Source organism: Stenotrophomonas sp. Iso1 (assembly GCF_027497995.1).
Taxonomy (GTDB): Bacteria; Pseudomonadota; Gammaproteobacteria; order Xanthomonadales; family Xanthomonadaceae; genus Stenotrophomonas.
Genome location: NZ_JAODBT010000002.1, coordinates 484,102 through 496,905 on the forward strand (window position 1 = coordinate 484,102; position 12,804 = coordinate 496,905).

Sequence of the window (12,804 nt, forward strand, 5' to 3'; positions counted from 1 at the left end):
TCGGAACCACTGAAAGGTGGTTCACCCGGAAGAGGTTTTCCGGTGATTTCTCCCGAAATGGGGAAATCGGTGAAGTAAATAAAGCTTGCAGTTTTCGCTTACTTACTTCACAATTCCGCTTCTGCTGCGGGGTGGAGCAGTCTGGCAGCTCGTCGGGCTCATAACCCGAAGGTCGCAGGTTCAAATCCTGCCCCCGCTACCAGCTTCGGCCTTTATCATCAGTCATGCTGATAAAGGCCAGAGTCTGGGCTCGCAAGAACGTTTGCTTCCGTTCTTGTAACCGGAATCCAGATCACCGGATTCATGCCGGACAAAGGGCCCTGATGGGCCCTTTGTTGTTTCCGCAATACGGAAAGTCCCGACTGGGTAACGCCGGTCCTCATTTATCGAAACAAGGCAGGCTGTGAGCGACAAAGCTACTGAAATCGCGAATCTGCTGGGCCCCACCGTGGAAGCGCTGGGGCTCGATTTGTTGGGTGCCGAATATTTGCCGGCGCCCGGCGGCGCCACGCTGCGCCTTTATATTGATGTGCCGCTGGCCGAACAGCCTGAGCGCATGGTCAATGTTGACGACTGCGAGCGGGTGAGCCGCGAAGTGTCGGCGCAGCTGGATGTGGAAGATCCGATCAGCGGTAATTACACGCTGGAAGTTTCTTCCCCGGGTGTGGATCGCCCGCTGTTCACGCTGGAGCATTTCGAGCAGCACCTGGGCCAGTCGGCCAAGGTGGCCTTGAAGCTGCCGCAGGAGAATCGCCGCCGTCTGCAGGGTGAGATCGCCGAAGTGGACCTCGCCAAGGGCAGTGTGACGTTTGTTGTTGATGGGAAGCCATTCGTGGCTTCATTCGACAATATCGACAAGGCTCGCATTATTCCGGACTGGGCTGCTTTGGGCCTTGCTCCGACCAAACCGACTGGCCCGGCACCCAAACAGGGTGACAAGGCCAAGAATAAATCCAACAACGAAACGGCGGCCAAAAAGCCGCGCGCGGAGTGAGCCGATGAGCAAGGAACTGTTGCTGGTAGTTGACGCAGTCGCCAACGAAAAAGGCGTGCCGCGTGAAGTGATCTTTGATGCGATCGAAGCGGCACTCGCCTCTGCGGCGAAGAAGCGCTATCCCGATCAGGACGTGCTTGCGCGCGTGTCGATCAACCAGAAAGACGGTCATTACGAAACTTTCCGTCGCTGGGAAGTGGTCGCCGATGACGTGGTGATGGAATCGCCGGATCGTCAGATCCGCATGATGGATGCGATCGACGAAGCCGACGGTGTCGAGCTGGGCGATTACATCGAAGAGCAGATCGAAAATCCGGATTTCGGCCGCATCGCCGCACAGGCCGCCAAGCAGGTGATCGTGCAGCGTGTGCGTGAAGCCGAGCGTCAGCAGGTTGTCGACGCGTGGAAGGATCGCGTGGGCGAGCTGGTGACCGGTGTCGTCAAGCGCGCTGAGCGCGGCAACATTTATGTAGACCTCGGTGGCAACGCCGAAGCATTCATTCCGAAAGACAAAGGCATTCCGCGCGACGTACTGCGCGCCGGTGACCGCGTGCGCGGTTACCTGGCCGAAGTTCGGTCGGAACCGCGTGGGCCGCAGCTGTTCATCAGCCGTGCCGCGCCGGAATTCATGATCGAACTGTTCAAGCTTGAGGTGCCGGAAGTCGGCCAGGGCCTGGTCGAGATCAAGGCCTGTGCACGTGACCCGGGCGACCGCGCCAAGATCGCCGTGCTGGCTCACGACACCCGCACTGATCCCATTGGCGCCTGCATTGGTATGCGTGGTTCGCGTGTCCAGGCCGTGTCCAATGAGCTCAATGGTGAGCGCGTGGATATCGTGCTGTGGAACGAGAGCCCGGCCAATTTCGTCATCAATGCGATGGCGCCGGCCGAAGTGCAGTCGATCATTGTTGATGAAGACCGTCACTCGATGGATCTGGCCGTGGCGGAAGACCGTCTGGCGCAGGCCATCGGCAAGGGCGGCCAGAACGTGCGTCTGGCCAGCCGCCTGACCGGTTGGCAGCTGAATGTGATGACGCAGGATCAGGTCACGGCAAAGTCCGAGGCTGAACAGACCATTGCCCGCCAGTTGTTCATGGACAAGCTGGAAGTGGACGAGGAAATCGCAGGCATCCTGGTGACCGAAGGTTTCGGCACTGTGGAAGAAATTGCCTACGTGCCGGTCGGTGAGTTGCTGGCGGTGGAGGGCTTTGACGAAGATATCGTTGAAGAACTGCGCGCTCGTGCTCGCGATGCGCTGCTGAATGAAGCGCTGGCGGTGGAGGAGGTGGCTGAGAATGGCTTGCCGTCCGACGACCTGCTGGCATTGAAGGGCATGGATGAAGCAACTGCGTATGTACTGGCCGGTCACGGCGTGCGTACGAGCGAGGATCTGTCGGATCTGGCTGCCGACGAGGTTCTGGAGTTCGGCATCGAGGGTATGGATCTTGAACGCGCCGCGGCGCTGGTCCTGGCAGCCCGCGCCGAGGAGATCGCCCGCCTGGAGCGTGGCGAATGAGCCAGCGATGAACATTGCCCTGAGCCGTTCAGGGCGTAGACTCCGCGCTGCCTTCGTCTGTCTCGAGGGGGCGCCAACAAGATCATAGGATCCGAATGTCGCAGCAAACCACCATCCGCAAGCTCGCCGAACTGGTAAACACGCCGGTCGAGAAACTGCTGGAACAGCTGGCTCAGGCCGGCATGAAATTCAGCGGTCCCGATCAGATCGTGACCAGTACCGAGAAAGTGAAGCTGCTGGGTTTCCTTCGCCGTTCCCACGGCAAGGAAGAGCAGCCCGCCGACGAGGCTGAGGCCGCGCCGAAAAAAATCACCTTGGCGCGTCGCAAGCACCAGGAAGTGACGGTCAATGCTGGTCGCAGCAAGACCACGGTCAATGTCGAAGTGCGCCAGAAGCGTACCTACGTCAAGCCGGAGGGTGGCAAGGCTGCGATGACGCCGGACGAAGAGCGCGCAGACATCCTGCGCAAGCTCGAAGAATCCCGTCAGCGCAATCTGGACGAGCAGCGCATGCTGGCCGAGAAGGACCGTGCGCGCGATGAGGAAATCGTCGCTCGCCAGAAGGCGGTCGAAGATGCCGAACGTCAGCGCGAAGAAGCCGAGCGCAAGGCTGCTGAAGATGCCGTCAAGGCTGCCGAGGCTGCCAAGGCCCCTCCTGTCAAGCAGGAAGCGGCAGCAGCGCCGGCCAAGAGCGCACGTCCTGCGCCTGGCGCGGCACGTGCTCCCACGTCGGCACCCGCTCCGGCGCGTGATGACCGTGGCGGCGCGAATGCCAAGCCCGGCAACAAGTCGCGTTCCGATGGTGATGGTGGCAACCGTTTCGGTGGTCAGCTGCACCTGTCGGCATCCGACCGTGCGCGCCGTGGCAACAGCAACAACAATAATTCCCGTGGTCGTCCAGGTGCGCGTGCACCGCAGGGCCGCCGCGGCAATGATCAGTCGCGTGGCAGCAGTGGCAGCCATGGCTTTGAACGTCCGACGGCACCGGTGGTGCGCGAGATCGCCATTGGCGAGACCGTCACCGTCGCCGATCTGGCCCAGAAGCTGGCCCTGAAGGGCGGCGAAGTGGTCAAGGCGCTGTTCAAGATGGGCGTGATGGCAACCATCACCCAGTCCATCGACCATGACACCGCCGTGCTGGTGACCGAAGAACTCGGCCACAAGGCGGTGCGTGCCGGTAACAACGACGCTGAAGATGCGCTGTTGGCCATCAATGATGTGGACCAGAGCGATGCCATTGCGCGTCCGCCGGTGGTCACCATCATGGGCCACGTCGATCACGGCAAGACCTCGCTGCTGGATTACATCCGCCGCACCAAGGTCGCCACTGGCGAAGCCGGCGGCATTACCCAGCACATCGGTGCGTATCACGTTGAAACGCCGAAGGGCGTGATCAGCTTCCTGGATACCCCGGGCCATGCCGCGTTCACCTCGATGCGTGCCCGTGGCGCGCAGCTGACCGACGTCGTGGTGGTGGTAGTTGCCGCTGACGATGGCGTGATGCCGCAGACCAAGGAAGCCATCAAGCACGCTCGCGCCGCCAACGCGCCGATCGTGGTTGCGATCAACAAGATGGATAAGTCCTCGGCCGACCCGATGCGGGTCAAGAACGAGCTGCTCGCCGAGCAGGTCGTTGCCGAAGACTTTGGTGGTGACACGCAGATGGTGGAAATCTCCGCCAAGACCGGTGCGGGCATCGACAACCTGCTGGATGCGATTTCGATCCAGGCGGAGTTGCTTGAACTGAAGGCCGTGTCTGAAGGCCGCGCCTCCGGTGTGGTCATCGAATCCTCGCTGGACAAGGGCCGTGGCCCGGTCGCAACGGTGCTGGTGCAGCAGGGCATGCTCAAGAAGGGCGATTACCTGGTGTGCGGCATTCAGTACGGCCGCGTGCGTGCCCTGTTCGACGAAGCCGGTCGTCAGGTGGCTGAAGCTGGCCCGTCGATTCCGGTGCAGGTGCTGGGTCTGTCCGGCGTGCCGGAAGCTGGCGATGACTTTGTTGTCGTTGAAGACGAGCGTCTGGCCAAGGACGTTGCACAGGTACGCGAAACCAAGCGTCGCGAATCGCGCCTGGTGGCCACTGCGGGCAGCCGCATGGAAGACATCATGGCGCAGCTGGGCAAGGGCGAAGGCCAGCAGGTGTTGAACCTGTTGATCAAGGCCGACGTCCAGGGTTCGGTGCAGGCACTGAGCCAGTCGCTGGTTGGCTTGTCCAACGACGACATCCGCATCAACGTGATCCACTCCGGCGTGGGCGGTATCACCGAGTCGGACGCCAATTCGGCAGTTGCTTCCAAGGCGACCGTGATCGGCTTCAACGTGCGTGCGGACGCTTCGGCACGCCGCATCATTGAATCCAACGGTGTGGACCTGCGTTACTTCTCGATCATCTATGACGTGATCGACCAGGTGAAGCAGGTGGCTTCCGGTCTGCTGGGTGTGGAGATCCGCGAAGAGATCATCGGTATCGCCGAGGTCCGCGACGTCTTCCGCAGCTCGAAGTTCGGCGCTGTGGCGGGCTGCATGATCGTGGAAGGCGTGGTTAAGCGGAACAAGCCGATCCGCGTGCTGCGCGACAGCGTGGTGGTGTTCGAGGGCGAGCTGGAATCGCTGCGCCGCTTCAAGGAAAACGTGGAAGAGGTTCGCAACGGTACCGAGTGCGGTATCGGCGTGAAGGCCTACAACGACGTGAAGCCGGGCGACCAGATCGAGTGCTTCGAGCGTATCGAAGTGCCGCGCACCCTGTAATTGCAGTATCGGCCGGTCCGCATAGCGCGGGCCGGCCTTGCTTTATCAACGCAACAATCAAGTGAGCTAGACAACGTGCCGAAGACTTTCCACCGTACTGACCGTGTTTCCGCGCAGATCCGCCGTGATCTGGGCACGCTGGTGCATGCCGCCGTGCGTGAGCATGGGCTGCCCTCGGTCAGCGTGTCGGACGTGGAAGTCACCCGTGACATGGCCCACGCCAAGATATTCGTTACCGCATTGATGCCGGAGCGTTCGGCTGAGGCGATGAAGGGCCTGCGCGAGATTGCGTATGAGCTGCGCATGTCGCTGGCGAAGGCGATGAAGCTTCGTCATGTGCCGGAGCTGCATTTCCATTACGACGATTCGGTGGACCGCGGTGAGCGCATCGACAACCTGCTGCGCGATCTGATCCCGCCGCCGGAAACGAAGCCTGACTCCGACGAAGAATAAAAGCAGCAGCCCGCAAGGGCTGTTGTCATATCTGGCCTGTGCTCAATGCTTCAGGTTGTTTTCCAGTTTCCGCCGGGCGTGAAGTTGTCCCGAGCCGGCCCGAGAATGGTGTTTCATGCGCCCCCGTATTCAATTTCGCCGTTTGGACGGCATTGTTCTGCTCGACAAGCCTGCGGGTATGAGCTCCAACACCGCATTGCAGGTGGCCCGTCGTTTGTTCCGTGCGGAAAAGGGCGGCCATACCGGCAGCCTGGATCCTCTGGCAACTGGTTTGTTGCCGCTGTGTTTCGGCGAGGCGACCAAAATCGCCGGCTTGCTGCTTGGTTCGGGCAAGGCATATGACGCGGAAATTGCGCTGGGCAGAACCACAGACACCGATGACGCCGATGGCATCGTGCTACGTGAACGTGATGTGCCGGCGATCAGTCGTGAGCAGTTGCAAGCGGCCTTGGCGGGTTTGACAGGCCGCATCCTGCAGCGGGCGCCGATCTATTCGGCACTCAAGCAAGGGGGCGAGCCGCTATATGTGAAGGCGCGCCGCGGCGAGGCCATCGAGGCGCCGGAGCGTGAGGTGCATGTTCAGGACATCGAAATCCTGGCCCACGAGGACGAGCGCTTGTCGCTGCGTGTGACGTGCGGGTCGGGTACCTACATCCGCAGCATCGCCCGCGACCTTGGCGAGGTGCTGGGCTGCGGAGCGCACATCACCGCGCTGCGTCGCCTGTGGGTGGAGCCTTTCATGACGCCGCACATGATCGGCCTGGATGCCCTGCGCGAAGTGGCCGAGCGTGGTGATGAAGCGGCCCTGCTGGAATGGCTGTTGCCGATCAGTGAAGGGCTGAGGAATTTTGGCCGGGTGGAGCTGGATCCGGGCCAGGCGATCCGTTTCTGTCTGGGCCAGCGCTTGCGGAATCCCGAGTGGCCGGAAGGATTGGTTGGTGTCTACGGCCTGGACGGCCTGCCGCTGGGCCTGGGGCAGGTTGAGGCGGACGGGCGGCTGAGCCCGCAGCGTCGCTTCAATCTCTGAACGGGCAAGCGTCTAATACCATCCGCGCCTTGTGGCAAATGGTTGAGGTCGTTACAATTTTGCGGCCCTTGAACGGGCACCGTCCTGCCGTCGGCAGGCGGTTACTTTTAAAACGGCGAGCTGCGCGGTGCGTCATTGCACGTTCCTGCCGGCCACGCATCCATGAGAAAAAACAATGTCGATCGACACCCAGAAAGTTATTGAAGACAACGCACGCGGCACCAACGACACCGGTTCCCCGGAAGTCCAGGTGGCCCTGCTGACCGCCCGCATTGAACTGCTGAGCGGCCACTTCAAGGAACACAAGAAGGATCACCACAGCCGCCGCGGCCTGCTCCAGATGGTCAACCGTCGTCGTAGCCTGCTCGACTACCTGAAGAAAAAGGATGTCGTGCGCTACAAGGCACTGATCGAAAAGCTCGGCCTGCGCCGCTAATCGAGATACCGCCGCGGCGCAGCGATGCGCCGCGGCTTTGTTTTTACAGTTTCAAATCGTAGTAAGAGCGGCCGGAACCGCCCGGCCACCCGGTAGCGGCATGGGTCGTTGCCGGTCCATCTGAAGAAAGCATTCCAAGGAACTCCCGTGGCAAAAATCACCAAAACCTTCCAGTACGGCAAACACACCGTCACGCTTGAAACCGGCGAAGTCGCCCGTCAGGCCGGCGGCGCTGTCATCGTCAAGATGGACGACACCGTGTTGCTGGTCACTGCCGTCGCCGCCAAGAGCGCGCGCGAAGGCCAGGACTTCTTCCCGCTGACCGTTGATTATCAGGAGAGGTTCTACGCCGGTGGCCGTATCCCGGGTGGCTTCTTCAAGCGCGAAGGCCGTGCGACCGAGAAGGAAACGCTGATCTCGCGTCTGATCGATCGTCCGATCCGCCCGCTGTTCCCGGAAGACTACAAGAACGAAGTGCAGATCATCGCCACGGTGATGTCGATGAACCCGGACGTGGACGGCGATATCGCCGCGCTGATCGGTGCGTCGGCCGCCCTGTCGCTGGCCGGCACCCCGTTCAAGGGCCCGATCGCTGCTGCCAAGGTGGGTTACAAGGACGGTGAGTACATCCTCAACCCGACCGTGTCGGAGCTGAAGGAATCGCAGCTGGAGCTGGTGGTTGCTGGTACCGCCAATGCCGTGCTGATGGTGGAATCCGAAGCCGCGCTGCTGTCCGAAGAAGTGATGCTGGGTGCAGTGACCTTTGGTCACCGCGAAATGCAGAAGGTCATCAACATCATCAATGAGATGACCGTTGAAGCTGGCACCAAGCCGAGCGACTGGGTTGCTCCGGCCAAGAACACCGCGCTGATCGGCGCACTGCAGGAAGCCGTCGGCGGCAAGCTCGGCGAAGCCTTCCAGGTGCGTGACAAGCTGCAGCGTCGTGACGCCATCTCGGCGATCAAGAAGGACACGGTTGAAGCCCTGGCTGGCCGCGTTGCCGCTGAAGGCTGGAACCCGGCTGAAGTGTCGAAGGAATTCGGCGAGCTGGAATACAGCACCATGCGTAACTCGGTGTTGGACACCAAGGTCCGCATCGACGGTCGTGCGCTGGACACCGTTCGCCCGATCGCCGTGAAGACCGGCGTGCTGCCGCGTACCCACGGTTCCTCGCTGTTCACCCGCGGTGAAACGCAGGCCATCGTGACCATCACCCTGGGCACTGCCCGTGATGGTCAGGTGATCGATGCGGTCGCTGGTGAGTACAAGGAAAACTTCCTGTTCCATTACAACTTCCCCCCCTATTCGGTGGGTGAGTGCGGCCGCATGATGGGCCCGAAGCGTCGCGAAATCGGCCACGGCCGTCTCGCCAAGCGCGGCGTGCTGGCAGTGATGCCGTCGCTGGAAGCCTTCCCGTACACCATCCGTGTTGTGTCGGAAATCACCGAGTCGAACGGTTCTTCGTCGATGGCCTCGGTCTGCGGTTCGTCGCTGGCTCTGATGGACGCCGGCGTGCCGGTCAAGTCGCCGGTTGCCGGTATCGCCATGGGTCTGGTCAAGGAAGGCGAGCGTTTCGTCGTCCTGTCCGACATCCTGGGTGATGAAGATCACCTGGGCGACATGGACTTCAAGGTTGCCGGTACTTCTGAGGGCATCTCCGCCCTGCAGATGGACATCAAGATCGAAGGCATCACCGAAGAGATCATGAAGCAGGCACTGCAGCAGGCCAAGGCTGGCCGTCTGCACATCCTGGGCGAAATGGCTCACGGCCTGACCGCACCGCGTTCGGAGCTGTCCGATTACGCGCCGCGTCTGCTGACCATCAAGATCCACCCGGACAAGATCCGCGAAGTGATCGGTAAGGGTGGTTCGACCATCCAGGCCATCACCAAGGAAACCGGCACCCAGATCGATATCCAGGACGACGGCACCATCACCATCGCCTCGGTGAACAATGCCGCTGCGCAGGCCGCCAAGGCCCGCATCGAGCAGATCACCTCGGACGTTGAGCCGGGCCGCATCTACGAAGGCAAGGTCGCCAAGATCATGGACTTCGGTGCGTTCGTCACGATCCTGCCGGGCAAGGATGGTCTGGTGCACGTGTCGCAGATCTCCAGCGACCGCGTCGAGAAGGTTGGCGACGTGCTGAAGGAAGGCGATGTGGTCAAGGTTAAGGTGCTGGAAGTTGACAAGCAGGGCCGTATTCGCCTGTCGATGAAGGCAGTGGAAGAAGGCGAGGGCGCCTCGGCCGAATAAGGCTGCGGTGTTTCGCTGAAAAGAAAGCGGGCCTTTGGGCCCGCTTTTTTTTGTTTCTTTTCAGCGCTGGAGAAATCGTTGCTGAGCATGGTTCCGCATCACGTCGGAAGGTGCTTTCTTGGAGTGCGGAAATGCTGCGCTGAAGTTTTTCAGTCGGGCTTGCTGCTGAGCATGGTTCAAATTGGCGATTGAGAACGGCATTGCCCCACTCGCACGGGCCTTTGTCGGCGATGGTGCAGGAGCACCATGTTGATCAAGCATCTTCCGGGTACAGGAGATGCATGACATGGACAGTAATCAAACGGTAGGAGCGCGCGAGTGGCCCGCCCGTTTCGTAGCGGATGTGCCGATCTTCGGTAAGGCAGTGGTGGCGTGCTTTCTGTTGGGGATCTGCGCGGGGCTTTGGGCGCCCGTCCTGCTGCCGTTGCCGGTATGCGGATTGCTCGCGATGTCCGGCATGTTTCTGTGGTGGCGAGGCCGGTCACTGCGCTTTGTGGGTGCCGCATTGGCGGGATTTGGCTGGGTTGGCTTGCATGCTGGTTGGGCATTGGCTGCGCAGCTGCCATTCGCCTGGGAGGGGCGTGATTTCACGGTCAATGGCACGGTGAGCAATCTGCCGGAGCATGAGGCGCGACGCACGCGCTTCCAGTTGCAGGTGAATGGCGATGACGCCAATCAGCATTTGCGAGGGCGGCGCTTGCAACTGTCGTGGTACGACGAATTTGGTGCGGCACTGGCCGGTCCGCGGATGCAGGTGCACGCAGGACAGCGTTGGCAGATGACGGTGCGGTTGCGGGTGCCGCGAGGGCTGTCCAATCCGGGCGGCTTCGATGCCGAGCGCCACGCACTTGCGCAGCGAATCAGCGCCACAGGTTCCGTGCGGGCGCCACGCACGGCGCGTTTGCTTGCGCCGCCTTCGGGGTTGGCAGCCTGGCGGCAGAACATGGCCGCGCGTATCGCAGTGCACGTGTCGTCCACGTCGTCGCGTTATGTGCAGGCGTTGGCATTAGGCGACACGCGGGGCCTCACCGATGAGGACTGGCAACTGCTGCGGGCCACCGGGCTGACGCATCTGATTGCGATCTCCGGCTTTCATGTAGGCATGGTCGCGGTCTGTGGTGCCTGGTTGATCGGCGGTATCTGGCGATTGCTGCCATGGCTGGGGCGACGCTTCCCGCGACCGCAGGCCGCTGCAGTCGGGGCGTTCATTGCAGCCTTGGTGTATGCGGCGGTCGCAGGCTTCGCGTTGCCGACGGTGCGCACGGTGCTGATGGTGGCGGTCATCGTGCTGGCACGGTTGTGGCGACGGCCGGTCGATGTGCTGGGATCGCTGGGCTTGGCTGCGTTGGCGGTGCTGCTGGTCGATCCGCTCTCGGTGCTGAGTGCGGGCTTTTGGTTGAGTTTTGCCGGCGTTGCATGGCTGGCATGGTGCTTGCCGGAGCGCACGCATTGGCTGCGAGGTTTTCTGTCCGCTCAGCGGGTGGCGACATTGGGCTTGTTGCCCTTGAGTGCGATGTTGTTTGGGCAGGCATCGGCTATCGGGCCATTGGCCAACCTGGTGGCCATACCGTGGTGGAGTTTGGTGGTGGTGCCGTTGGCGGTCCTGGGTACCGCGCTGGAGGTGGTCTGGTCAGGGGGCGGAGCGTTTGTGTGGCGAGCATCAGCCTGGTGTTTTGATCTCAGTTGGCCGCTGTTCGAATTTCTTGCGGGCAGCCGATTTTCGTTGTGGTGGCTGCCAGAGCCTGCATGGTTTGCGCTGCCGTTGGCATTGCTGGGGGCACTATGGATGTTGCTGCCAGCTGGCGTGCCGGGCAAGTCGCTCGCGTCGCTGTTATGGCTGCCGCTGTTGATGCCCTGGCGTGAACTGCCGGCGAAAGGGGAGTTCGAGCTGGTGATGATGGATGTTGGCCAGGGCTTGGCGGTGCTGGTACGTACGCAGCACCACACCTTGCTGTACGACGCGGGGCCAGCGGTACGGGATGGGTTTGATGCGGGTGAGCGTGTGGTAGTGCCGGCGATGCGCGCATTGGGTGTGAATCGACTGGATAGATTGGTGATCAGTCATGGTGATAGCGATCACGCCGGTGGTGTGCCCGCGGTGCAGGCAACAATGCCAGTGACTGGGTTGCGCGCGCCGCCAGGATTGACCTGGAAGGGAGCGGCCGATTGTGTGGCCGGTCATGCCTGGGAGTGGGATGGCGTGCGCTTTGAGTTCCTGCATCCAGCCAGCAGCTTTCCTTATCTGGGCAACGAATCCAGTTGCGTGCTGAAAGTGGGAAGCACGCACGGTTCGGCACTGTTGACCGGCGACATCGGCGAGGTGATTGAACGCGGGCTGGTAAAGCGTGTGCGATCCAAGTTGAAGGCGGACGTGGTCTTGCTGGCGCACCACGGCAGTGGCAATTCTTCCAGTCCCGGTTTTGTGGAAGCGACTGGTGCCCGCTTGGCGCTGGTATCGGCGGGGCATGGCAACCGGTTTGCGCATCCGCGGCGTGAGGTGGTCGCGCGTTGGCAGAACGCTGGTGCGGAAGTGCTGGGTACCGCAGGTAGTGGCGCGGTGCGGGTCTGGCTGGGCCGCAGCGGGCTGCAGCTGCGTGAACGACGGATAGCGCGTTCACGCTGGTGGGATGCCGCGGAGCGGGCGCGGGCGGCTGCTATCCTATCGGGGATCGAACAGACGGCCATGGTGCCGGAGGGGTTGGAACGTGTGGGAACTGGTCAAGGCCGGCGGTTGGCCGATGCTGCCGTTGTTGCTGTTGGGGGTGCTGGCTTTGGCGATCGTCCTGGAGCGTTTCTGGAGCCTGCGCCGTAACGAGGTGCTGCCGCCCGGGCTGGGGCAGGAAGTCCGCAACTGGGCCGCACGCGGCAAGTTGGATGCCTCGCATATTGAATCCTTGCGCGCCAACTCGCCGCTAGGCGCGCTGCTGGCTGCCGCACTGGAAGCCCGCAATCGCCCGCGTGACCAGATCCGCGAGCGCATCGAGGACACCGGGCGTCATCTGGTGCACCGGATGGGCCGCTTCCTCAATGCGCTGGGCACCATTGCCTCTGCTGGTCCGTTGCTTGGCCTGCTGGGTACGGTGGTCGGCATGATTCAGATGTTCATGGGCATCCTCGACCACGGCGTGGGCGATGTGAACCAGCTGGCCGGTGGTATCGGCAAGGCGCTGGTTTGTACCGCTACCGGCATGATCGTGGCGATCCCGGCGTTGATGTTCCACCGCCACTTTCGCAGCCGCATTGACGGCTATGTGATCGAGATGGAGCAGGAAGCCTCAGCGCTGCTGGATTCACTGGATGGCCGCGCTGCAGTGCTGGCAACAAACGCCGCACCGGTCGCATCGCGCCCGGCAGCTACCGCGAAGGTCTGAGTCA

At 61.9% G+C, this 12,804-nt stretch carries 9 protein-coding genes and 1 tRNA gene; all 10 read left to right on the forward strand.

Annotated features, from left to right (window positions below; all coding sequences use genetic code 11):
- Nucleotides 1-125 precede the first annotated feature (125 nt).
- The 10 genes from PAN08_RS11115 to PAN08_RS11160 all read left to right on the forward strand — a co-directional run bounded on the left by PAN08_RS11115 (nucleotide 126) and on the right by PAN08_RS11160 (nucleotide 12,800).
- Nucleotides 126-202 (forward strand) — tRNA-Met (locus PAN08_RS11115).
- 201 nt (nucleotides 203-403) lie between these two features.
- The gene (gene rimP / locus PAN08_RS11120; protein WP_269791572.1) at nucleotides 404-994 is read left to right on the forward strand and encodes a ribosome maturation factor RimP; all 591 of its coding nucleotides are present in this window, start codon (nucleotides 404-406) and stop codon (nucleotides 992-994) included.
- 4 nt (nucleotides 995-998) lie between these two features.
- A complete protein-coding gene (gene nusA / locus PAN08_RS11125; protein ID WP_269791573.1) occupies nucleotides 999-2,510 on the forward strand; it encodes a transcription termination factor NusA in 1,512 nt (503 codons plus the stop codon).
- 95 nt (nucleotides 2,511-2,605) lie between these two features.
- Nucleotides 2,606-5,257, forward strand: a complete 2,652-nt coding sequence (gene infB / locus PAN08_RS11130; protein WP_269791574.1) for a translation initiation factor IF-2 — start codon at nucleotides 2,606-2,608, stop codon at nucleotides 5,255-5,257.
- Nucleotides 5,258-5,332: 75 nt separating this feature from the next.
- Nucleotides 5,333-5,710 (forward strand): 30S ribosome-binding factor RbfA, encoded by a 378-nt coding sequence (gene rbfA / locus PAN08_RS11135; RefSeq protein WP_269791575.1) that lies wholly within the window; start codon nucleotides 5,333-5,335, stop codon nucleotides 5,708-5,710.
- Between the two features lie 115 nt (nucleotides 5,711-5,825).
- A complete protein-coding gene (gene truB / locus PAN08_RS11140) occupies nucleotides 5,826-6,737 on the forward strand; it encodes a tRNA pseudouridine(55) synthase TruB (protein ID WP_269791576.1) in 912 nt (303 codons plus the stop codon).
- A 175-nt stretch (nucleotides 6,738-6,912) separates the two neighbouring features.
- Nucleotides 6,913-7,173 (forward strand): 30S ribosomal protein S15, encoded by a 261-nt coding sequence (rpsO, locus tag PAN08_RS11145; protein WP_057633743.1) that lies wholly within the window; start codon nucleotides 6,913-6,915, stop codon nucleotides 7,171-7,173.
- A gap of 147 nt (nucleotides 7,174-7,320) precedes the next feature.
- Nucleotides 7,321-9,429: a polyribonucleotide nucleotidyltransferase gene (gene pnp / locus PAN08_RS11150; protein WP_269791577.1), complete on the forward strand. Its 2,109-nt coding sequence runs from the start codon at nucleotides 7,321-7,323 to the stop codon at nucleotides 9,427-9,429.
- 286 nt (nucleotides 9,430-9,715) lie between these two features.
- Nucleotides 9,716-12,241 (forward strand): DNA internalization-related competence protein ComEC/Rec2, encoded by a 2,526-nt coding sequence (locus PAN08_RS11155; RefSeq protein WP_269791578.1) that lies wholly within the window; start codon nucleotides 9,716-9,718, stop codon nucleotides 12,239-12,241.
- Nucleotides 12,135-12,800, forward strand: coding sequence for a MotA/TolQ/ExbB proton channel family protein (locus tag PAN08_RS11160; RefSeq protein WP_269791579.1), 666 nt, complete (start codon nucleotides 12,135-12,137; stop codon nucleotides 12,798-12,800). The genes PAN08_RS11155 and PAN08_RS11160 overlap by 107 nt, the downstream gene beginning before the upstream one ends.
- Nucleotides 12,801-12,804: the final 4 nt, after the last annotated feature.